Source organism: Faecalibacillus sp. H12 (genome assembly GCF_013361255.1).
Classification (GTDB): Bacteria; Bacillota_I; Bacilli_A; order Erysipelotrichales; family Coprobacillaceae; genus Faecalibacillus; species Faecalibacillus intestinalis.
The window spans coordinates 1-21631 of the sequence record NZ_JABWDK010000025.1 but is presented as its reverse complement, the minus strand read 5'-3'; the positions used below and the strand labels follow the sequence as shown (position 1 = coordinate 21631).

At 29.5% G+C, this 21631-nt stretch carries 23 protein-coding genes and 1 other RNA gene; 17 read left to right on the top strand and 7 right to left on the bottom strand.

What is annotated here, in order from left to right; genetic code table 11:
• Window positions 1-34: 34 nt before the first annotated feature.
• The 11 genes from HUU89_RS11890 (at window position 35) to HUU89_RS11840 (ending at window position 7648) form a co-directional block, all read left to right on the top strand.
• Window positions 35-1033 carry a D-alanyl-D-alanine carboxypeptidase family protein gene (locus HUU89_RS11890; RefSeq protein WP_175301859.1) on the top strand — a complete coding sequence of 333 codons (999 nt, stop codon included), beginning with the start codon at window positions 35-37 and terminating at the stop codon, window positions 1031-1033.
• Complete coding sequence (locus HUU89_RS11885; protein WP_175301858.1) at window positions 1026-1580, top strand: hypothetical protein; 555 nt, start codon at window positions 1026-1028, stop codon at window positions 1578-1580. The genes HUU89_RS11890 and HUU89_RS11885 overlap by 8 nt, the downstream gene beginning before the upstream one ends.
• Entirely contained in the window at window positions 1573-2076 is a 504-nt protein-coding gene (locus HUU89_RS11880) for a spore maturation protein B (RefSeq protein WP_254697773.1), read from the top strand. Before HUU89_RS11885 ends, HUU89_RS11880 begins: the two co-directional genes overlap by 8 nt.
• Before the next feature lie 35 nt (window positions 2077-2111).
• Window positions 2112-3584 (top strand): stage IV sporulation protein A, encoded by a 1473-nt coding sequence (gene spoIVA, locus HUU89_RS11875; RefSeq protein ID WP_022001834.1) that lies wholly within the window; start codon window positions 2112-2114, stop codon window positions 3582-3584.
• A 90-nt stretch (window positions 3585-3674) separates the two neighbouring features.
• Window positions 3675-3947: an HU family DNA-binding protein gene (locus HUU89_RS11870; protein ID WP_022001833.1), complete on the top strand. Its 273-nt coding sequence runs from the start codon at window positions 3675-3677 to the stop codon at window positions 3945-3947.
• Window positions 3948-4006: 59 nt separating this feature from the next.
• Entirely contained in the window at window positions 4007-4720 is a 714-nt protein-coding gene (locus HUU89_RS11865; protein WP_022001832.1) for a zinc metallopeptidase, read from the top strand.
• Window positions 4721-4782: 62 nt separating this feature from the next.
• On the top strand, window positions 4783-5265 hold the full coding sequence (locus HUU89_RS11860) for a hypothetical protein (protein WP_032090598.1): 483 nt from the start codon (window positions 4783-4785) through the stop codon (window positions 5263-5265).
• A 6-nt stretch (window positions 5266-5271) separates the two neighbouring features.
• Window positions 5272-5859 carry a DnaD domain-containing protein gene (locus tag HUU89_RS11855; RefSeq protein ID WP_175301856.1) on the top strand — a complete coding sequence of 196 codons (588 nt, stop codon included), beginning with the start codon at window positions 5272-5274 and terminating at the stop codon, window positions 5857-5859.
• Complete coding sequence (nth, locus tag HUU89_RS11850; protein ID WP_032090596.1) at window positions 5852-6493, top strand: endonuclease III; 642 nt, start codon at window positions 5852-5854, stop codon at window positions 6491-6493. The genes HUU89_RS11855 and nth overlap by 8 nt, the downstream gene beginning before the upstream one ends.
• 2 nt (window positions 6494-6495) lie before the next feature.
• Window positions 6496-7134 carry a lactate utilization protein gene (locus tag HUU89_RS11845; RefSeq protein ID WP_107030628.1) on the top strand — a complete coding sequence of 213 codons (639 nt, stop codon included), beginning with the start codon at window positions 6496-6498 and terminating at the stop codon, window positions 7132-7134.
• Between the two features lie 13 nt (window positions 7135-7147).
• A complete protein-coding gene (locus HUU89_RS11840; protein ID WP_175301855.1) occupies window positions 7148-7648 on the top strand; it encodes a flavin reductase family protein in 501 nt (166 codons plus the stop codon).
• Window positions 7649-7677: 29 nt separating this feature from the next.
• Here HUU89_RS11840 and HUU89_RS11835 read toward each other — a convergent pair whose 3' ends face one another.
• The 7 genes from HUU89_RS11835 to recU form a co-directional block, all read right to left on the bottom strand.
• The gene (locus HUU89_RS11835) at window positions 7678-9129 is read right to left on the bottom strand and encodes a C69 family dipeptidase (protein WP_175301854.1); all 1452 of its coding nucleotides are present in this window, start codon (window positions 9127-9129) and stop codon (window positions 7678-7680) included.
• 54 nt (window positions 9130-9183) lie between these two features.
• The gene (locus HUU89_RS11830; protein WP_317992343.1) at window positions 9184-9552 is read right to left on the bottom strand and encodes a GGDEF domain-containing protein; all 369 of its coding nucleotides are present in this window, start codon (window positions 9550-9552) and stop codon (window positions 9184-9186) included.
• Entirely contained in the window at window positions 9548-10021 is a 474-nt protein-coding gene (locus HUU89_RS11825; RefSeq protein WP_175301853.1) for a hypothetical protein, read from the bottom strand. The genes HUU89_RS11830 and HUU89_RS11825 overlap by 5 nt, the downstream gene beginning before the upstream one ends.
• Before the next feature lie 126 nt (window positions 10022-10147).
• Window positions 10148-10786: a PAS domain-containing protein gene (locus HUU89_RS11820; protein WP_175301852.1), complete on the bottom strand. Its 639-nt coding sequence runs from the start codon at window positions 10784-10786 to the stop codon at window positions 10148-10150.
• Between the two features lie 88 nt (window positions 10787-10874).
• On the bottom strand, window positions 10875-13532 hold the full coding sequence (locus HUU89_RS11815; protein WP_175301851.1) for a transglycosylase domain-containing protein: 2658 nt from the start codon (window positions 13530-13532) through the stop codon (window positions 10875-10877).
• Between the two features lie 94 nt (window positions 13533-13626).
• A complete protein-coding gene (locus HUU89_RS11810; protein WP_175301850.1) occupies window positions 13627-15909 on the bottom strand; it encodes a transglycosylase domain-containing protein in 2283 nt (760 codons plus the stop codon).
• Window positions 15906-16493: a Holliday junction resolvase RecU gene (gene recU, locus HUU89_RS11805; RefSeq protein WP_022001822.1), complete on the bottom strand. Its 588-nt coding sequence runs from the start codon at window positions 16491-16493 to the stop codon at window positions 15906-15908. The genes HUU89_RS11810 and recU overlap by 4 nt, the downstream gene beginning before the upstream one ends.
• Before the next feature lie 139 nt (window positions 16494-16632).
• On the opposite strand from recU, the gene HUU89_RS11800 reads away from it, so the two are divergent.
• From HUU89_RS11800 to HUU89_RS11775, 6 genes are all read left to right on the top strand, one after another.
• Window positions 16633-16965, top strand: coding sequence for a DivIVA domain-containing protein (locus HUU89_RS11800; RefSeq protein ID WP_022001821.1), 333 nt, complete (start codon window positions 16633-16635; stop codon window positions 16963-16965).
• A 2-nt stretch (window positions 16966-16967) separates the two neighbouring features.
• Window positions 16968-17292: RNase P RNA component class B (gene rnpB / locus HUU89_RS11795), an RNA gene on the top strand.
• Between the two features lie 57 nt (window positions 17293-17349).
• Window positions 17350-18753 (top strand): TrkH family potassium uptake protein, encoded by a 1404-nt coding sequence (locus HUU89_RS11790; RefSeq protein WP_175301849.1) that lies wholly within the window; start codon window positions 17350-17352, stop codon window positions 18751-18753.
• A gap of 4 nt (window positions 18754-18757) precedes the next feature.
• Window positions 18758-19417, top strand: a complete 660-nt coding sequence (locus HUU89_RS11785) for a potassium channel family protein (RefSeq protein ID WP_022001819.1) — start codon at window positions 18758-18760, stop codon at window positions 19415-19417.
• Window positions 19418-19426: 9 nt separating this feature from the next.
• Entirely contained in the window at window positions 19427-19966 is a 540-nt protein-coding gene (locus tag HUU89_RS11780; RefSeq protein WP_032090589.1) for a TetR/AcrR family transcriptional regulator C-terminal domain-containing protein, read from the top strand.
• Between the two features lie 227 nt (window positions 19967-20193).
• Window positions 20194-21534 (top strand): dicarboxylate/amino acid:cation symporter, encoded by a 1341-nt coding sequence (locus HUU89_RS11775; RefSeq protein WP_254697772.1) that lies wholly within the window; start codon window positions 20194-20196, stop codon window positions 21532-21534.
• The last annotated feature ends 97 nt before the right edge of the window (window positions 21535-21631 follow it).

Sequence of the window (21631 nt, the reverse complement as noted above, 5' to 3'; positions counted from 1 at the left end):
GAAAGAAGAAACATAGAATGATATAGGTGATATAATGAAATTATTGATTAGTTTTTTGATGATTTTTCAAATGATTTGTACCAATGTCGAGTTTTATGGAAAGAGTTATATTGTATATGATAGTTTAAATCAATATGTTGTAGAAGGCAGAAATATAGATTATTTACAAAGTGTTGCTTCAATTTCTAAAATTATGACTGCCATCGTTGTTATTGAAAATAGTCGCTTAGATAAAAAGATTACAGTTGATGAAACGATTAATAAAGCTTATGGGAGTTGTGTCTATATACATATAAAAGATCAAATTACGATTCAAGATCTTTTATATGGTTTAATGCTTCGAAGTGGGAATGACTGTGCTTTAATGCTGGATAAAAGTGTTGGTGGAAGTGTTGAACGTTTTGTGGAAATGATGAATGAAAAAGCTAGAGATATAGGGATGAAACAGACACATTTTTCGAATCCTTCAGGTTTAGATGAAGAAGATGAAGGAAATTTATCAACAGTTAAAGAAATGGCGATACTTTATCGTTATTGTTGTCAAAATCCTCTTTTTAATCAAATTGTTAAAACAAAAGAGTATAAAAGACTAGATGGAAAAGGTTATTGGCATAATAAAAATCGTCTTTTAAAAGAATACCCTTATTGTGTTGGTGGTAAAACAGGTTATACCAAAAAAGCCAAAAGAACATTAATTACACGAGCTATAAAAAAACAAGTTGATTTAATTATTGTTACTTTTAATTGTGGAAATGATTTTGAGTTTCATCAAAAAAAGTATGAGGAATGTTTTAAAAATTATGAAAAACTTGTGTTGTTTGATAAAGGGGTTAGAAATATTAAAGGAAACTGGTACTTGTTTGAAAATGATTTGTTGATGTCAAAAGAAAAGGATGAAAGTGTAAGTTATTTGATTCATAATGAAGAAATGTTTATTTATAGAAATCAAACATATATTAAAAAAATTAAATTAAAGAGATATCGGTTTAGAGATTTTTATTTAATGATCTTAAAGGATCTAGTTTATGAATAAGATCTTTCATTATGGGATTATTCTTTTTATTATTGTTGGTTTGATTTTTAATAAACAAGAAGCCATGTTAAAAGCTCTTTTACAAACACCTTTTGATGTCTTTGAGCTTTGTAAAACACTTATTTTAAGTATTTGTTTATGGAATGGTTTATTAAAAATCATTCAGGCTTCAAATATGGTGAATCATTTAAATTTTCTATTTAAACCACTATTACGTTGGATCTATGGACAATGTATTCAAGATGAACAAATCTATCAAGCACTATCTTCAAATTTGATTGCTAATCTATTAGGACTTGGAACACTTGCTACAATGAGTGGTTTACAAGCAATTTCTAAATTAAAAGAAAAGAATTATCCTCTTCAAATAAAAATACTCGTAGTAATCAATACGGCAGGCTTTTCTATTTTACCAACTACCATGATGACAATTAGACAAAATTATCATAGTCAAAATATTTTAGCTTTTTATCCTTATAGTTTATTTATTGGTTTTTCAATTACAATTATAGGAATTGTTATTATTAAGGTGATTGAACATGTCTAATTTAATTCTACTTATTATTTTATGGAGTTTTTTAGAATGTGTTTATAAAAAAATACCTATTTATGAAGAATTTATTACAGGAGTCAAAGAAGGAATGCATTATTTAATGATTCTTTTTCCTTCTTTAATGCTTCTTACTTTATGGGTCAATCTTTTTTTAAGTAGTGGTTTTATCTCTTTAATAGGTACTTTCTTTATTCGATTTTTTTCAATTCCCCTTGATTTATTATTAATGGCTTTTACAAGACCAATAAGTAGTCAAACTTCTCTTATTATTTTAAAAAGAATTTATGATCATTATGGAATAGATCATCTTTATAGTTTAATGGGATCAATTTTACAAACTGGAAGTGATACAACTTTATATGTTGTTTCTTTATATTATGGAAGTATTCATTTAAAGAAGTATAGCTATACATTATGGTTAGGCTTTTTCTTAGATTTTCTTTCATTTGTTTTTATGCTTTGTTTTTATTATTTAGGAATGATTTCGTAAGTTTTTAATATATTGGAATAAAAGGAGTTATGATAATGGAAACGAAACAAATTCTTAAAGATATTGGTAAAAGATGTCAAGGTGATATTTATTTAGGAATTGTTGGACCTGTAAGAAGTGGAAAGTCGACTTTTATTAAAAGATTTATGGAAATGGCGGTTATTCCTTATATTGAAGATCCTGATGTAAAGATAAGAACGATCGATGAACTTCCACAATCAGGAAAAGGCAAAATGATTATGACTGTAGAACCTAAGTTTATACCGAATCAAGCCGTTAAGATAGATTTACAAGATGATTTTAAAATCAATGTACGTTTAGTTGATTGTGTAGGATATGTGATTGAAGGGGCAAGTGGTTATCAAGATGACAGTGGGATACGTCTTGTTAAAACACCATGGTATAATGAAAGTATACCTTTTGATCAAGCAGCTAAAATTGGAACAAAAAAGGTTATTCAAGATCATTCAACGATTGGAATCGTTGTTACTAGTGATGGTAGTTTTCTAGATATTGATGAACAAAGTTATCACAGTGCAACAAAAGAAATCATTCAAGAGTTGCAAGATATAGGGAAACCATTTATTGTGATTGTCAATAGTAAAGATCCTTCAAGTTCAAAGTGTCAAAATGTTGTTGAAAGTTATCAAAAAGAATACGATGTACCAATCATTGCTATTGATACAACCAACATGTTAGAAACTCAAATCGTGCATCTTTTACAAGAAGCACTTAATGAATTTGGAATTCATGAAGTGAAAATTGAAGTTCCACGTTATATTGCAATGTTAAATCAAAAACATTGGTTAAAACAAACATTAGATGAAGCACTAAAAAATTCATTAGTAGAAATCAAAAAAATAAAAGATGTCAAACATCTTACAGAAGGTATTGAATCGTATGACTTTGTTAAAAGAGCTTATTTAAAAAGTGTCGATACATCTCATTCTTCAGCGACGATTCGCATTGAAGAAAGAAATGGTTTATATGATGAATTACTAACAAATATTGTTGGTTATGAAGTAGATCGTTCTTCTATTCTTGCCTTGTTACAAGAATTGATGACTATCAAGGATGAATATGATGGTATTTCGAATGCCCTTAGTATGGTAAGACAAACAGGTTATGGTTATGCGATTCCTCGTTTAGAAGAAATAGAATTATCAAAACCAGAAATTATTAAACAAGGTTCTAGATATGGAATGAAGTTAAAAAGTAAAGCAGCAACCACTTATATGATTAAAATTGATATTGAAAGTACATTTGAACCAATTATTGGTTCAAAGCAACAAGCGGAAAGCTTTATTGATTATTTAAATCATAATGGAAATGATAAGGAAGCTATTTTTTCATGTGATGTTTTTGGCAGAAAATTAGGTGATTTAATAGAAGAAGGGATGTATTATAAATTGAATATGATTCCAGAAAATGCAAGTTTAAAAATACATGATATATTGTCAAAAATTGTAAATAAAGGTAAATCAAATGTGATAGCAATTGTTTTATAATTTTTTAAAAAAGTTCTTTAAAAATCTCTTGAAACAACATTTTTTAGATGCTATACTAACCTAGTATTTTTATTATTGCGGGGTGTGAAAATGAATAAGAAAGAATTAGTTGAATCAGTTTCAATAGAACGTAATTTAACAAAAAAAGAAGCAGAACTACTTGTAGATACTGTGTTTAATACGATTACTAGAAGCGTTGTTGAAGGAGATAAGGTACTTATTTCTGGATTTGGTACTTTTAAAGTCAATGATCGTAAAGCTAGAAAAGGAATTTCTCCTAAAACTCAAGAAGAAATGATTATTCCTGCTAGTAAAACAGTGACATTTAAACCTAGTAACAGATTAAAAGATGCTATGAATTAAGCATCTTTTTCATTTTCTGTTCATAATAGAAGTGTAAACTATAAATCGAGGTGAATAAAATGTTTAATTATTACTATTATACAAATTCTTATTATATGTTAGGGAATATACTTGTTCTAGTTGGTGTTGCTTTGATGGCACTTGCACAAATGAAAGTTTCAAGTGCTTATAATAAATATTCAAAGGTTCAAAATAGCAGACATTTAACGGGCTATGATGTGGCGCGAGAAATTCTTGATCAACATGGTTTGTCTTCTGTTCAAATCTTTGAAGTTCAAGGACGTTTAAGTGATCACTATAATCCAAGTAACCAAACATTACATCTATCTCGTGATATTTATCATGGGACAAGTATTGCTTCACTTGCGGTAGCTGCTCACGAATGTGGACATGCACTTCAACATCAAGAAGGTTATAGACCATTGACATTTAGAAATGCTATCGTTCCTGTATGTAACTTTTCTTATAATTTAGGATGGGTTGCCATTATGATTGGTCTTTTTATGGGAAGAACATCTATTGCTTGGATTGGTGTTTTACTTACAAGCTTAATGTTATTATTTCAAATTGTTACCCTTCCAGTTGAATTTGATGCATCTTCTAGAGCTTTGAGTATTTTAAATGATCGTTATTTAGTTCAAGATGAATATTTTGGAGCTAAAAAAATGTTAACAGCTGCAGCGCTAACCTATGTTGCAGGAATGTTATCGACCCTTCTTTCATTACTTAGAATTGTCTTAGTTGTTTTAGGAAATGATCGAGGAAGAGACTAAGCCAAAAGGCTTTTTCTTTTTGTTTAAAAAGGTTATAATAAGGTGGCATGGAGGAATAATGTATGAAAGCTTTTTTTAGAAAACATCGTTTTAAAATCGTGTTAACATTTTTAGTTATTGTTTTTGTATATATATGTTTTTACATGCTTTGGGTACATGTTCCTTACACAAAGCATAAAAATGATTTAGTAAGTATACAAGAAGAAATATGTAGTCAATACCATTATGACTATGATGACTATTTTAATGCTTATCAAAATAAGAAAATAAATTATATTGTTAAAGTGAAAAATAAAAAGAAAACAATGTATGTTGTATGTAATAAAAAATTAAAAAAGGTGGATACTTTTGAAGGTAAAACTATTTCTAAAAAAGAAGTGAAGAATGCTTTTGTTCAAAAATATCAAGTAAATCCAACAAAAGTAGAGATAGGATATGAAAATGATCAATTTGTTTATTGTTTAACTTATAAAGGAAAGGATACTTTATTATATGCGTTTTATTCTTTAGATAATGGAGAATTTTTGAAAGCATATAAATTATAAAAAGATATGATTAAATATTTAAAAGATTTAGAATGTATAAATTTAGAAAGATTATTACTTTTAAGAGGGAAAGAACTCTCTTTGACAGATGAAGAATGTCATATATTACTATTGATTGATACTTTTGTTACGTTGCATAAAAAAATGATTACACCTTCATTATTATTAAAATATTCATCACTTACTCCTCATGAAATGGATCATATTTTAGATTCTCTTTTAAAGAAAAAATGGATTTTTAATAAAAATGGAGCGATATGTTTAAATCATTTTGAAGAAAAACTTTTAGAAAATAAAGAAGCTCCAGTAGAAGAAAAAATGAATATGGTTGATATTTTTGAAGAACAATTTGGTAGACCATTAACACCGATGGAATTTGATAGTATTAAAGAGTGGGTTCAAAGCGGTTATAGTGAAGAAATAATTTTAAAAGCTTTAAAAGAAGCTGTTAAAAGTCAAGTTTTAACTTTAAGATATATTGAAGGTATTTTAATTAATTGGGCTCAAAATGGAGTTAAAGAAAGATATATTGATGAAAAACCACAAGAAAGAAAAGTAAAAGAAAGTCATTATCATTGGTGGGAAGATGAATAAAGAAAAAACAAACAAAGTATTAGATTACTTTGAAGAACTCTTTCCTGATGCTCATTGTGAACTCAATCATCAAAATGTCTTTGAACTTTTAGTAGCCGTCATGCTTTCAGCACAAACAACTGATAAAAAAGTCAATCAAGTGACAGCTTCACTTTTTAAAAAGTATCCTACTGTTGAATCTTTTGCTTTAGCATCTTTAGAAGATTTACAAGATGATATTAAAATTATTGGGCTCTATAGAAATAAAGCTAAAAATTTAAAGAAAATGGCACAGGTTTTGCTTGAAGAATACAATGGTGAAGTGCCAAAAACAAGAAAAGAATTAGAAAGTTTACCAGGAGTAGGGAGAAAAACAACGAATGTTGTTTTATCTGTTGGTTTTGATGAACCTGCATTTGCTGTAGATACACATGTTGAACGGATTTCTAAAAGATTAGGCTTTGCTAAAAAAGATGATACAGTAAATGATGTTGAAAGAAAGGTTTGTCGTTCTATTCCTAGAGATAGATGGAATAAAGCACATCATCAGTTCATATTCTTTGGTAGATATTTTTGTAAAGCACAAAATCCAAATTGTAAAGAATGTCATTTATATGATATGTGTAAAGATAAAATAAAAGAAGTGAGAAAATAAGCATGGATCAAAATATTCAAAAAATATTAGAAATAAAAAATAAAAAAATGCAAAAAGCATTTAATCAAAATCATATTGAATTACTTTTTTTAGATAACAAACAAGAATTATTAAATTATTTAGATTCTTTACTTAAAGATGATCAAACAGTAGGTGTTGGTGGTTCAATGACTTTATTTGAAACAGGAGTTATTAATTATTTAAGAAATAAACCTGTTCGTTTTTTAGATCGTTATCAAGAAGGTCTTTCTAGAGATGAAATTGAAGATGTTTTTCATCAATCATTACTCGCTGATGTTTATTTAACAAGTTCAAATGCAATCGATAGAAATGGAAATCTTTATAATATTGATGGAAATGGAAATCGAGTAGCAGCAATGATTTATGGTCCTAAAAAAGTGATTGTGATTGTTGGCATGAATAAGATTTTTGATGATGAAGATTCAGCTATTCAACATATTAAAAACATATCATGTCCAGCCAATGCATTACGTTTACATAAGAACACACCATGTGTTCAAGTTGGAAAATGCGTAGATTGTCAAAGTGATGATCGTATATGTAGTGCTTATGTGAAGATTGCGAGGCAACCGTTAAGTAGAATGACGGTGCTTGTTATAAATGAAGAATTAGGATATTAGGGGGGGTAATACTATGTTTGAAAAAGTAAATATTCAAGATTTAAAGTTTAATCCTTTTGATGAAATTAGTAATCATTGGGTACTTATTTCAGCTAAAAAAGATGGAGTTGTTAATACAATGACAGCAAGTTGGGGACAACTTGGGCAGTTATGGGGTAAAAATGTAATGACTGTTTATATTCGACCTCAAAGATATACGAAAGAATTTGTAGATGCCGAAGATTATTTTACAGTTACTCTATTTGATGGTTATAAAAAGGAATTAGGTGTTTTAGGTTCTAAATCTGGTAGAGATGGCGATAAAATTGCTGAAGTTTCTTTTGATATAGAGGAAGTAGAAAATCAACCAACTTTTAAACAAGGTAAGATGGTATTTGTATGTAAAAAGATTTATAGTGATATGATTGATCCTAAACAATTTATTGATTCATCTTTAGATGAAAGATGGTATCCACAAAAAGATTATCATCAAAGATATATTGGTGAAACTATTGCTGTTTATGAAAATAAATAGGAGTTAAAAGAGGTTCGAATGAACCTCTTTTATGCGTCTGAACGTTCAAATTTATTTTTCATTGAAAGACTTAATTCGTTTAAAACAAGTGAAATTGTTTTATTTGTTTCTTCTTTTAACATATCAGCTATTTTTTGATTGGCTTGATGTTTAAGTTGAAGTTGTTTGTCTAAATCGTTTTCTTTTTGTAAAAGTTCATCATAGATGTTTATTAAGTGATGCCCTTTAGCCATAACATTTTTTTGATAACGTTCGATATGAATAGATGATTTCTTATAGGAAGCATCTGCCATAGCTGCAATTAAACGACTTGACCAATAGAAATTATCTGTAGAAACAGTATCTGTTGTATTAGATAAATAATCTGGTGTTTCACTGATACTTCCATAGAAAGGAACCAATGCGTTAAAGACATTTGATGCATAGGCAATCCATTCAATTGCTTGGAAAGACTTAGGTACATCATTTCTTAATTGAATAACTGATAAAAAGTCATTACGATTAATTCCTATAGGACGATACATTCCTTTTTGAGATAAATCACCATAAGATTTATAAGGATCATAATTAGTTCCTTGAAAATGTAAAGAAAGAGCATATTTAACATCTTCAACAGTGATTTTCTTTTCTGGTACTTGTGACCATGGAATATCATCATCATATGGTTGATGAGTAAATGTATGTGGATTCAAATATCTTTCAATATCAAAAGCACGAGGTGTGTTATAGACGTGATCTGAATCATCATGACTTCCAAAGGTGTCACGAGCATTAAATTTAGAATTTAAAGAAAGATCTAGATGATATTTTTCTATGAATTCTTTCATATCTGAAGAACACATATGATTTTTCTTGGAAGTAAGTGCATCTTCTAAATCAAAATTATCAATACCAAATTGATTAGGCATAGCTACATAGTGATCATCAGGTACTTTTTTTGCAATCCAATGATGTCCACCAATTGTTTCTAACCACCAAATCTCATCATGATCTTGAAAAGCAATCCCATTCATTTCATAAGTTCCATATTTTTCTAAAAGACTTCCTAATCTTTCAACACCTTCACGTGCACTATGAATGTATGGTAAAACAATATAAACGATATCTTCTTCACCAATTCCTCCAGAAATATGATTGATTTCATCATATTCAACAAGTGGATCAGCACCTAAAACACGTGGATTTGAAGTGATTGTTTCAGTTGCAGTCATTGCAATATTTTCTTCATTAATACCACTTGCAGCCCAAATTCCCTTTCCTTTAACTGCATTTGGCATAGCTGTATATGACATTGGATTATCAGGTAAATCAATTTCTAAATGCGAAATAACAGTTTTATATTTTCTTTTTTGTTCTTTTGAAGAAATAACGACAAACTTTTTTGGAGTGAACCCATCAGCACCAGAATCATCATTTCTAGCAATCATTGTTGAGCCATCATAAGAAGCGTTTTTCCCCACTAATAATGTTGTACAAGACATATATTTTTCCCCCTTTGTACCTTATTATAATATAAAAAAAGGGAATTTCATCCCTTATTTTTGATATTTAATTGTATAACGATTTCTACCATTTCTTTTTGAATGATAAAGAGCATCATCAGCTATTTTAAAAATATTATCAAAATTTTGTTCATTAGAAAATGTATAAACTCCCATGCTTATTGAAAAATGCATCCCGTGATGAGAAAGAGAAATTTCATTTAGATGAGACATTAATTGGTTACAAGGATAAGTCAAATCATCATGTACATTTTTTAAAAAAACAACAAATTCATCGCCACCCATACGAATAACGATATCATTTGGATTTGTATGAAATAACAAATATTTTGCAAGAGCAATCAATAATTCATTTCCCACTAAATGTCCATAAGTATCATTTACTTCTTTAAAATGATCAATATCTAAAACAATTAAAGCGTTTTGTTGCTTTTAGATTCTTTTTAATATATTCATCAATGATATATTTTCCAGCTTCAAGATTATACAAATGAGTAAGAGAATCTCTTTGAGCTTGTTGTTTTAAAGAGTTTTGTTCATGCCAATTAACAGTAATATCAGAAGCTGTTGCAAGTATGATTTCTGCTTCATCATTCGAATTATAGATGACTGTTGCATCGAGTGTTTTAACACAGTATTCTTGTGAACCTCTATAATATTCACGATAGATAATAGGTCCTTTTATTTTTTGAGTAAATAAATCTACAATTTTTTGTTTATCTTCTTCAAAAACAGTTGATTTAGAAGAAGAAACATAATCTAGATAATGATCATAAATTTGTTTTTTAGATTGTTCTAAAATATCAATAATCATTCGATCATCTTGAATATGATATTCAAGAATAGAAATAGAATTATCTTTTAAAGCCATTTGATATTTCTCTTTTTCAACAGATGAAGCAAGTTCTCTGTTTTTAATAGAAGAAATATCACTTAAATAACATTGAACAATTAAATTTTTTTGATTATTGAAAATGAAATGACCTTGATCATAAATCTATAAATAACTACCATCTTTTCTTTTAATACGATATTCTAAGTGGTGTCTTTCTAAAGCAGAAACATTTTCAGAAAGTGCTTTTATAACATTAAAAATATCATTTTTATGAATACAATTGGTCCAATGGTAATCAATATCATTTAAAAATTCTTCTTTGTTATCATATAATAAAAGTTCTAATAGATTATCATTAATATCAATAATTGAAAGCTGTTCATCTAATTTAAAAGAACATGAAGCAAGAATAAAAGGTGCTTCTTTTAAGTCCTTTGGTGTATTTCCAATAGAGGTATGAAGAAGTTCTATTTGATGATCTTTAAATACAATTGTATAAAAATATTTAGTTCTTGTTTGATATTCTTCCATATTAAGGTAAAAAACACCTTCAGTAATACATACAGAATTATTTTGATAAATAACAGTGCATGTAAACTGATCAATATAAAAAGTAAAATGATTTGATTTATAGGTTTTTATATGATTAATAATGTCATTGTATTTTAAGACATCTTCTGTATATAATCCCATGGCTTTAACATTTTTAGATAAATAAGGGATAAGTTGATCGATATCTTGATTACTAAAAATTAAATTTAAGACATCTTTTGTATATATTTTATAATTATCATTATCCATTAGTCTTTTCCTCTCTGATAGAGATATCATATCACAGATAGTTTTGTTTTAAATCAATAAATAAAAAAACCATCCATTTAATGGATGGCTAATTTACATAAAAATGTATTGTTTTCTCTGTAGAAGAAGAACCATTTGATTCAACAAATTTAATGGAATATTGTTGACCATGAGATAAATTAGAAAATGTTGCATTTGCATGATTTACAGATGATAAAACATTACCATTTCGATCATAGATTGTAATTGTTACCGTATTACTTTGGCTTTGAGTATAAATATTTGCCTGAACAGAAGTTGCTGTAATTGTTGCTCCATCATTAATTTGACCACTGGCACATGAAAGAGAGGCATTAATATTTGATAAGTTTTGCAATAAATCTCTTTCTATTTTATTTGATGTACGATCAGGTGCTTTTTCATAACTATAGAAACCAGTAATCTTAAGATTAGATGTAACGGCATAGTTAAGTGTTCCTGATGCAGTAGAGAAATTTTCTCGGTGAAGCTCTTGACCATTTTGATCACTTACAACAACTGTATAAACAACTTTACCAAATGTTTTTGTTCCTTCGGTAGCATTTTCATCAGTAACAGCATTTTCTGGACTATATGGAGCAAAGTTAAATGAAAGACTTTGACCATTAAGACTTACATCAAATGAAGTAAGTTCACTTAAATTAAAGACATCACTATCAACACTTTGAGTAGGGGCAGTTCCTTTTTTAAACCAAGCTTGAATAATCATATCTTCGCTCATTCCTTCACTTGGTGAAACATATGGATAAATACCTTTGACCATCGCTGCTTGTTCAACATCATCTGGTTGATCAGGATAAGATTTTTGACTTCCTTTACTTTGTAAATGATTTAAAAGTGTTTGAACAACTTTACCAGGATAGGCTTTATATTGACTCGTTGTTTTACCTTTATCAATACCTTCTTTACCAAATCCCATCCATACAGAACAAATATAGTCCGATGTATAAGCTGACATCCATAAATCACGGCTTTTTCCAGCCATACCATTTTTAGCACTGCTTGACCAGTTAGATGTTCCCGTTTTAGCCCCGACATTATTAATACCAGAAACGTAAGCATAATTACCACTACCATTTTTTGTATAATCAAGCATGACTTGTCTTACCATAAAAGCACTTGCTTTTGAATAAGCACTTTGTTTTGCATTATTTTGGATTTCTTCATCGATATTAAAGGTTTCTCCAGTTTGTACAACTTCTACATAATTGATCGTATGACTTTCTGTGTAAAGACCATTATTAGAAATAGTAGCGTAAGCTCCTGCCATTTCAAGTGGGGAAATACCATAAGACCAACCACCAATGGCACTTGCTAGACCAATGTTTTCTTTTTCCATTGAAATACCTATGGATTCCATGGCTTCTTTGATTTTATCACTACCAATTTTTTGTTCTACTTCATCAAATGTTTTAATAGCAGGAATATTCCATGAATTTTCAAGAGCGTTTTCAACTGTCACTAAACCATGGAATTGACGATCCCAGTTTTTAAATTTACCATTATAGTAATCATCATCATTAATTGAATGTCCTGTAGACCAATCAAGATTTTCAAAAGCAAGTCCATAATCCAAAAATGGTTTTACGGAAGAACCAGGTTGTTGTTTTCTAGTAGCGTAGTTGTAATCCCCATAAGAATAATTACGACCACCAATAACAGCAATAATTCGACCATCTTGGCTTGATTGAACAGCACCACCCATACGCATATCTTCATCACTATAATCATATTTTTCACCATTACCAATAGCAGCAGCCAAAGCTTGAGTTTCACTATTACAATATGTATAGATATTCATTTGTATTTTTAAAGGATCTAATCCAGTTCTTTTCTTTACTTCATCTGTTACGATATCTACATAAGCTGCATTAACGGAACTGTTTGTAATTTTAGATGAGCATAACATGTTTTCAACCTTCACATTTTTGGCGTCATCACATTCTTTTTGAGTGATATAACCATGCTTCACCATAAGATTTAAAATTGTATTACGTCTTTTCGTAGCGTTATTTAAACAATAATAAGGATCATAGTTGTATGGTGAATTTAAACTTCCTGCAAGCATAGCTGCTTCTGGTAGGGTCAATTCACTAACGTCTTTATTAAAATAATAACGAGAAGCAGAAGAAATACCAATTGAACGTGTACTTCTACCAAAATAGATCTTATTTAAATAAAGTGTTAAAATTTCCTCTTTACTTAAAGCTTTATCCGCTTGGATAGCAAGAATAATTTCACTAAACTTTCTCGTATATGTTTTTTCAGCATTAGGGAAGTAAGTTTTTTTAATCAATTGTTGGGTGATTGTAGAACCTCCACCTCTAATACCTCCGGCTACTAAATTAGACATAGCTGCTTTAGCAATACGTGGCAAATCAAAACCATTATGTTCAAAAAAACGTGAATCTTCAGCAGCGACAACAGCATCGACAAGAACTTGTGGAAGATCTTCATACGTGATATTTTCTCTTGTTCCGTTTTCTTCACTACCATAAGTATAAAGAACTTGCCCTTGATCATCGTACATCACACTTGCACCGGATGATAAAAGTTTCTTTGCATCAAAGGTTTCTGTATCTTTATAGACACCATAGGCTAGAACACTCACGCCACCAATTAAAGCAACTAAGATACATATAGTAAGAGTGATAAATACTTTCTTTTTATTTATTTTCTTTTGAGTTTTATTTTTTTTCGAAGACATAAGATACCTCCATGTTTTTCTTATACAAGTATACCTTATTTTGTATATTAAAAGCAAATTTTAGCAAAAATAAAAGCCAACCGAAGTTGACTTTTTATTGATTTGCTCCTTGGTTTTGAGATTGATTGGTTCCTTGGTTTTGAGAAGGCTGACTATCTCCACCGGTATTACCACCCGTGTTATTGCCATTATTGTTATTACCATTAGTATTATCACCGTTATTATCATTATTAGAGTTATTATTAGAGTTATTATTAGAATTATTATTAGAGTTATTGTTAGAATTATTATTATTTTGATTATTTGAATTATTTTGAGATGATTGGTTATCATCTGTTGTTTGGGTTTCATTTGTTTCTGTTGTTTCTTCTGTTGTTTCTTCACTTACGGAAGCATGAGATTCATGTTTTGAACCTTTTTTATAATAATCATCTCCATCTTGTACAACAGTTGATGGTTGACTTGGATATGATTTTTTACCATCTTTACTTTGTAAATGTTTCAATAACCTTTGAACAACTTTACCAGGATAAGCTTTATAACGACTGGTTGTTTTTCCTTTTTCAATACCTTCTTGACCAAATCCCATCCATACTGAACAAATATAATTAGAAGTGTAAGCAGTCATCCATAAATCTCGACTTTTTCCAGCCATACCTTTTTTAGCACTGCTTCCCCAGTTGGATGTTCCTGTTTTAGCTCCAACATTAGAAAGACCGGATAGGTATGCGTAATTACCACTACCATTTTTAGTATAATCAAGCATGACATGTCTAATCATGAAAGCACTCGCTTTTGAATAATCACTTTGTTTTGCATTGTTTTGAATTTCTTTATCAATTTCAAAAGTTTCACCAGTTTGGACAACTTCTACATAATTAATTGTATGACTTTCTGTATAAAGTCCATTATTAGAAATCGTTGCATAGGCACTTGCCATTTCAAGAGGGGAAATTCCTTTATTCCATCCACCAATAGCATAAGATAAATTGGTTACATTACTTTCACTAGACATATCAATACCAATTGATGCCATTGCGGAAGTAACGCCTGATTTACCAATTTCTTTAGTCACTTCTTCATAAGTTTTAATGGCTGGGATATTCCAAGAATTTTCTAGAGCACTTGTAAGTGTAACAGTTCCATGGAATTGTCCATCCCAGTTTTTAGGAGTAAATTTACCTTTAGAATAAGGTGTATCCTCTAATGTTTTACCAGTACACCAATCTAAGTTTTCAAAAGCTAAACCATAATCTAAAAATGGTTTTACAGAAGAACCGGGTTGTTGCTTACTTGTTGCGTAGCTATAATTTCCAAAATTATAATTACGTCCACCAATGACAGCGACGATACGGCCATCTTGACTTGATTGGACGGCACCACCCATGCGCATATCTTCATCACTATAATTATATTTTTCACCGTTACCAATGGCACTTGCTAATGTTTGTGTATCAACATCACAATACGTATAGATATTCATTTGTGTCTTTAAAGGATCTAAACGAGTACGTTTTTTAACTTCAGCAGTTACAATGTCAACATAAGCAGCAAGTGTGTTATTATTTGTTGTTGGTGAAGCACAAAGCGTGTTTTCTATTTTGGTAGCTTTTGCTTCTTCATATTCTTGTTGTGTAATATAGCCATGAGTAACCATTAATTTTAAAATTGTATTACGTCTAGCAGTTGCTTTATCAAGGCAATAATATGGATCATAGTTATAGGGTGAATTTAAGCTACCTGCAAGCATGGCTGCTTCTGGAAGGGTTAATTCATTTACATCCTTATTAAAATAATATTTAGTTGCTGCAGCAATTCCAATCGAACTTGTACTTCTACCAAAATAGATTTTATTTAAATAAAGGGTTAAGATTTCTTCTTTACTTAAAGCTTTATCAGCTTGAATGGCTAAAATTATTTCACTTAATTTACGAGAATACGTTTTTTGTGCATCAGGGAAATAAGTCTTTTTAATCAACTGTTGAGTAATTGTAGAACCACCACCAGTGATTCCTCCAGCCTTTAAGTTAGATAATGCCGCTTTAACAATACGTGGTAAATCAAAACCATTATGTTCAAAGAAACGAGAATCTTCAGCAGCTACAATGGCATCTACTAAAACTTGTGGTAAGTCATCATAGGTAACATTTTTTCGTGTACCGTTTTCTTGGCTACCATAAGTATACATAATATCACCATTACTGTCATACATGACACTTGCTCCAGAGGATAAAAGTTTTTTTGAATCAAAAGCAGCTGTATCCTTATATACACTATAACCAAATATACATGCAAAAACTAAGATTAAACAAAGAATAAGCATTGTTACTACTTGAATGATTTTTTTTGAATTTAATTTTTTTGTTTGTCTTTTCATTTAAATACCTCACAATAATATTGATCAATAATTTCTAAATAATGAAGACGAGGAAGAAATCCTTGCCTTATCAAATGACCTTTTTCTTTTATTGTTTCATAACGAAGGGATTTACGATCGTTTTTTCTATATGCTTCTACCATAAAAGAAGCATCTAAGAGATAAACTTCATTCACTTTTGTAAAGGCGATAATTAAAAAAGCAATTCCTCCATGATGAATGACTTTATCGAGATGATTAATTTGATGTAAAGAAATGTTCGTAAAGGGAAAAGATAATGTTTTTGTTTCTTTTGCTTCAAAATCAATATATTTTCCTTTATAAATACCATTATAATCTGTTGTTGAAGGGGTTCTAAAATAAGCTTCTACTATTTTTGCTGAACTTCTTTCTGGATAAGAAACCTTGACAATTTGAATAGGGGTAGGTTTTTTATGAATAACTGCAATATCATGTGATAAATAGTATTCATTTGTTAAGTTAATATCTTCTTCTAAGTTCATTCCACGGTGAGCAGTATTATGTTTACCTTCAATCATAGATGTATAATGATTATTTTTTTTCTTATTTGGATAATTAACCATAGAAACTCCTTTTTATTTGCATATATATGGGTATTATAACACATATTTTTTTTGTGATAACAACTCTTTGATAAGAAATCATATTTTATCTTGAAAAAAGGAAATAAATTGGTACAATGAGGTAAAGGAGTTGAAAAGCATGGAATATAAAGTCGTATTAAGTCCAAAAAAAATTGTTAGTAAAGAATTTAAAGTTGATTTTAAAGGGTACAATGCGGATGAGGTTGATCACTTCTTAGATCAAGTTGTAAAAGATTATGAAGCTTTTGCTGGACTATTGAACAATTCTTATGATAGAATAGAACAGCTTGAAAGACGTCTTGCTGATCAAAAAGCTATGATAGCTCGATTAGAAAGAGAAAAAGCTTTACAAGATGATAATTTAAGAGCATTAGAAGATAATGTTTCTTCCAATGTAGATATCTTAAAAAGATTATCATTATTAGAAAAAGCAGTATTTCAAAATAAATAACAAATGACAGATAATCGCTGCTTCATTGAAGTAGAGGAAAGTCCAGGCTGCCACAATCTGCGATGATTGTAGTGTTTGTGCCTCACGAATCAATAAGTGAGGGTAGTGTAAACTAACGACAGAAGGAAAACCTAAGGGCAACTATGGTAGAACTTCATAAATGGCTCCACAGAGACAATTCCATAGGAAACTATGGCTGAAAAGAGGAAAGCTCCGCAAGGCAGAAACCCAAATTTGGTAGGGGAACCTTTAAAACGGAATTGAACGGGATAGAGGACGTGTAAACGTAGATAAATGATTATCTAATACAGAACTTGGCTTATTATCATTTGTTTTAAATTGGCATGGAAACATGTCTTTTTTTAATAGAACTGAGGGGAAAATATGCAAAGAAAAACACTTCATAAACAATATAAAAAACTAGGTATATCAGCAGTTAGAAGAATTGGCTTTAGCTTTTTTGCGGTTATTTTAATAGGGTCAATTTTATTAAGTTTACCAATGAGTCATAGTGTTCATTCAACAAGTAGTTATTTAGATCATCTATTTGTTGCAACTTCAGCAACCTGTGTAACAGGCTTAGTGACTCATGTAACAGCTAGTGAATATACGCTTTTTGGACAAATAGTCATTATTTTATTGATTCAAATAGGTGGGTTAGGATTTTTAACACTGATGTCGATGTTCTTTGTTCTTTTAAAAAGAAAACTAACCTACGCTAATAAGATTGTCATGCAGGAAGCTTTAAATAGAAATTCATTAAATGAAACAGGTATTTATATTAAAAGAGTTATTAAATATACAGTTTGTTTTGAACTTATTGGAGCAATTTGTCTTGCTTTTGTTTTTATTCCACAATTTGGAATCCTTAAAGGAATTTATTTTAGTTTATTTCATGCAATTTCAGCATTTTGTAATGCTGGATTTGATATTTTAGGAAATAATTCATTGGTTCCTTATGTAGGCAATGTTTGGATCAATTTAGTTATTTGTGGTTTGATTATTGCTGGTGGTTTAGGTTTTGTTGTGTGGATCGATTTACGTTTATCTTTGATTCATTATAGAGAACATTTTAAATATTTTAAAATAAAAAGGTATTTAGAATCTTTATCTTTACATACAAAGATTGCATTGATTTCTACATTTGTTTTAATTTTTGGAGGAATGACCGTTATTTTCATATTAGAATTTCAAAATCCGCTAACATTAAAATCTTTACCATTTTCACAAAAGATACTCGCAAGTTTTTTTCAATCAGTAACACTTAGAACAGCTGGATTTGCGACAGTAGATATGGCTTCTTTACATCAAGCAACGAAGTTTTTTATGTCTATTATTATGTTTATCGGTGGTTCTCCTGCAGGAACTGCTGGTGGTGTTAAAACGGTAACTTTTGTTATTGGATTGTTATACGTCCGTGCCTTAATGCGTGGTGATGAAAATATTCATGTTTTTAAAAGAACAATTGATGATCAAATTGTTAAAAGAGCATTAACAATTATGTTGATTAGTTTTGCGATTGCTTTAACAGGTTTATTTATTTTATCAATAAGTGAGCAGGCAGATTTTATTGATCTACTTTTTGAAGTTTTTTCTGCTTTTGCGACAGTAGGATTAACAGCGGGTATTACACCAACACTGACATTTGTTGGAAAAATTGTTATAATTATTTTGATGTATATAGGACGTATTGGTCCTATTACTATGGTTTTGATTTTTGTAAGAAAATATAACGCTAAGAAAGGAAAAGATGTGAACTATATAAAAGAACATATCTTAATAGGATAATGAGATGGAAAAACAATTTGTTGTATTAGGGCTTGGAATTTTTGGCTCTACACTTGTTAAGACACTTTCTCAATATGGTAGAGAAGTCATTGCAATTGATAAAAATCCTGAAAATGTACAAAGAGTGGCTGATTTTGCGACAAAAGCAGTTATTGGTGATGTCACAGATTTTCAATTTTTATCAGATTTAGGATTAGATGATATGGATGTAGGAATTGTTGCTATTGGAGATCGATTAGAAGATAGTATTTTAGCTACAATGAATCTAAAAGAACTGGGAGTACCTTATGTTATTGTTAAAGCTAAAAACAAACGTTTTAAAGTTGTTTTAGAAAAAATAGGTGCTGATTATGTTGTCCGTCCTGAAAAAGAAATGGGAGAAAAAGTAGCAAGAACATTACTTCGAAAAAATATTAAAGATTTAATTGAATTAGATGAAGAAAATTGTATTGTTGAAATGAAAGTACCTCAAGCATGGGTAGGAAAAACATTATCACAACTAGATTTAAGAAAACTTTATAGTATCAATGTTTTAGGTAAACGAAATCCTCATACACATAAGTTAGAAGTTCCTGTAGATCCTAATTTAGAAATAGAATTAAATGATACTTTCCTTGTTTTAGCACAAACTGATGAAATAGAAAAATATGATTATTTATTATAGAGGTTTATTATGAAAAACGAAGAAACTTTATTTTTGTTTGCTAAAGCAATCAAAAGCTTAATAAAAAAACAGCCTTTAGATAAAATTACTGTAACAGATATTGTTTCAACAGCAGGAAAAACCAGACAAACATTTTATCGACATTTTCAAGATAAATATGATTTAGTTAATTGGTATTTTGAAAAATTAGTTTTAAAATCATTTGAAGAAATGAATCAAGGTGGTTCGTTACAAGAAGCACTTAATTTAAAGTTTGCTTTTATTGAACAAGAACATGCTTTCTTTAAAGAAGCTTTTAAATCAAATGATTATAATAATTTAATTCATTATGATTTTTGCTGTATCTATGATTTTTATAAAAATTATATTTATAAAAATACAGGAAAGACATTATCTTCAGATATAGATTTTTTATTAAATATGTATTGTCGAGGTTCTGTAGATATGACAGTAGAATGGGTCTTAAATGATATACCTATCAAAAAAGAAGAAATAGTTAGCTATTTAATAGAAGCTATTCCTGATAAACTAAAAGAATATATGAAATAATTGGTCATACTGACCAATTATTTTTTTTGGACAATCTGTCCAATATAAAAACCTCCTTCATATAACATGATAATGTAGAAGATTAGAAAAGAGAAATGATGGTGACATTTTCACTGAATTTTATCGTGACAAAATCGCTGGGTCTTAACATTTTTTATAAAAGGGATTGTATTTTAAAAAAAATAATGTATAATGTTGGCAATTTGGGAATTTTTAGGAGGATGGTTATGAAAGAAAATAGTGGAAAGCAGTTAGCTAAGAAAATGTTGATTGCATTAGTATGTGGTTTAATTGCTGGATTTAGTTGTATTTTATTGAGAGAACACTTAAATTCAAGTGGTCAAGGAGACTTGTGGCAAACGATTAATAATATCTTTTTCCAAGATATTACAGCAGAAGGTGCTACAAGTGCTATCGGAATTTTCTATATTATAGGTCAATTATTTGTTAATGCATTACAGTTAATTATAGTACCAATGGTTTTTGTTTCTATTACACTTGCTATTTGTACAATTACTGATACTAAGAAATTAGGTAGAATTTCTTCTAAAACAATTTTAACTTTCTTTACGACAACAATATGTGCTTTGATTTTTGCTGGTATTGTAAGTACAATTATCTATCATTTAGGATTATTTAATTCAGTAGACGCAGGAAAGATTACTGTTCAACAAGGAACAACAGGATCTAATCCATTAAATATTATTGTATCAATTATTCCAAACAATTTTGTAAGTGCCTTTACAACAAATGGGAATGTCCTAGCAATTGTATTTTTAGCAGTAGTTACTGGACTTGCTATGAATACCATTGAAGAACAAACAAAAACATTAAAAAAAGTATTTGAAGAAGCTTCAAAAGTTATTAGTTTATTTCTAACGTTTGTAATTAATAAATTTGCACCATATGCAATCTTCTGCTTACTTACAAGAACATTTGCTATTTATGGAATTGATTCATTAAAACCGGCTTTAGCTTATGTAGTAACAGTTGTTATTGCTTTATTTGCTTATTTATTTATCGCTTATCCAATTTATTTAATGACAATGGCTAGGGTTAATCCTAAACCATTTATGAAAAAAGCTGCTAAAGTTGCTTTATTTGGATTTTCAACATCTTCATCTGCAGCAACACTACCATTAAATAGAAAAACAACAGTAGAAGAATTAGGGGTACATGATCAAATTGCTTCGTTTGTTTTACCTCTAGGTATGACAGTTAACATGGATGGAACAGCAATTATGCAAGTTATTGCAGCCATGTTTGTAGCTGTTAGTTCAGGTTATAAAGTAACTTTTATGTCAATGGCTATTATTGCTATTTTAGCTTTAATTGCTTCTATTGGAACACCTGCTGCACCTGGTGCAGGAGCTGTTATCCTCTTTACAATTTTAACAGGTATGGGTTATACAAATGATGCCGCTTTACTTGCTTATTCATTGATTCTTGCAATCAATAGACCAATTGAAATGCTTGTAACTTCCCTCAATGTTACAGGAGATGCAGCAACCTCTGTAATCGTTGCTAAAAAAGAAAAAATGCTTGATAAAGAAATTTATCATAGCTAAAAAATTATATAGTTAAGATGAAACTGCAGATAGTATGCAGTCTCTTTTTTTGGACTATCCGTCCATTGAAAGAAGGAAAAGAGAAAGATAAAATAAT

What these genes read in the sequence shown, in the direction of transcription:
- HUU89_RS11835 (WP_175301854.1), bottom strand. Translation starts at nt 9,129, where the DNA reads ATGTCTTGTACAACATTATTAGTGGGGAAAAACGCTTCTTATGATGGC.
- HUU89_RS11785 (WP_022001819.1), top strand. Translation starts at nt 18,758, where the DNA reads ATGGAAAAACAATTTGTTGTATTAGGGCTTGGAATTTTTGGCTCTACA.
- recU (WP_022001822.1), bottom strand. Translation starts at nt 16,493, where the DNA reads ATGGTTAATTATCCAAATAAGAAAAAAAATAATCATTATACATCTATG.
- HUU89_RS11845 (WP_107030628.1), top strand. Translation starts at nt 6,496, where the DNA reads ATGGATCAAAATATTCAAAAAATATTAGAAATAAAAAATAAAAAAATG.
- HUU89_RS11815 (WP_175301851.1), bottom strand. Translation starts at nt 13,532, where the DNA reads ATGTCTTCGAAAAAAAATAAAACTCAAAAGAAAATAAATAAAAAGAAA.
- HUU89_RS11820 (WP_175301852.1), bottom strand. Translation starts at nt 10,786, where the DNA reads ATGGATAATGATAATTATAAAATATATACAAAAGATGTCTTAAATTTA.
- HUU89_RS11870 (WP_022001833.1), top strand. Translation starts at nt 3,675, where the DNA reads ATGAATAAGAAAGAATTAGTTGAATCAGTTTCAATAGAACGTAATTTA.
- HUU89_RS11780 (WP_032090589.1), top strand. Translation starts at nt 19,427, where the DNA reads ATGAAAAACGAAGAAACTTTATTTTTGTTTGCTAAAGCAATCAAAAGC.
- HUU89_RS11890 (WP_175301859.1), top strand. Translation starts at nt 35, where the DNA reads ATGAAATTATTGATTAGTTTTTTGATGATTTTTCAAATGATTTGTACC.
- HUU89_RS11840 (WP_175301855.1), top strand. Translation starts at nt 7,148, where the DNA reads ATGTTTGAAAAAGTAAATATTCAAGATTTAAAGTTTAATCCTTTTGAT.
- HUU89_RS11810 (WP_175301850.1), bottom strand. Translation starts at nt 15,909, where the DNA reads ATGAAAAGACAAACAAAAAAATTAAATTCAAAAAAAATCATTCAAGTA.
- HUU89_RS11880 (WP_254697773.1), top strand. Translation starts at nt 1,573, where the DNA reads ATGTCTAATTTAATTCTACTTATTATTTTATGGAGTTTTTTAGAATGT.
- nth (WP_032090596.1), top strand. Translation starts at nt 5,852, where the DNA reads ATGAATAAAGAAAAAACAAACAAAGTATTAGATTACTTTGAAGAACTC.
- HUU89_RS11800 (WP_022001821.1), top strand. Translation starts at nt 16,633, where the DNA reads ATGGAATATAAAGTCGTATTAAGTCCAAAAAAAATTGTTAGTAAAGAA.
- HUU89_RS11775 (WP_254697772.1), top strand. Translation starts at nt 20,194, where the DNA reads ATGAAAGAAAATAGTGGAAAGCAGTTAGCTAAGAAAATGTTGATTGCA.
- HUU89_RS11790 (WP_175301849.1), top strand. Translation starts at nt 17,350, where the DNA reads ATGCAAAGAAAAACACTTCATAAACAATATAAAAAACTAGGTATATCA.
- HUU89_RS11825 (WP_175301853.1), bottom strand. Translation starts at nt 10,021, where the DNA reads ATGGCTTTAAAAGATAATTCTATTTCTATTCTTGAATATCATATTCAA.
- spoIVA (WP_022001834.1), top strand. Translation starts at nt 2,112, where the DNA reads ATGGAAACGAAACAAATTCTTAAAGATATTGGTAAAAGATGTCAAGGT.
- HUU89_RS11885 (WP_175301858.1), top strand. Translation starts at nt 1,026, where the DNA reads ATGAATAAGATCTTTCATTATGGGATTATTCTTTTTATTATTGTTGGT.
- HUU89_RS11855 (WP_175301856.1), top strand. Translation starts at nt 5,272, where the DNA reads ATGATTAAATATTTAAAAGATTTAGAATGTATAAATTTAGAAAGATTA.
- HUU89_RS11860 (WP_032090598.1), top strand. Translation starts at nt 4,783, where the DNA reads ATGAAAGCTTTTTTTAGAAAACATCGTTTTAAAATCGTGTTAACATTT.
- HUU89_RS11865 (WP_022001832.1), top strand. Translation starts at nt 4,007, where the DNA reads ATGTTTAATTATTACTATTATACAAATTCTTATTATATGTTAGGGAAT.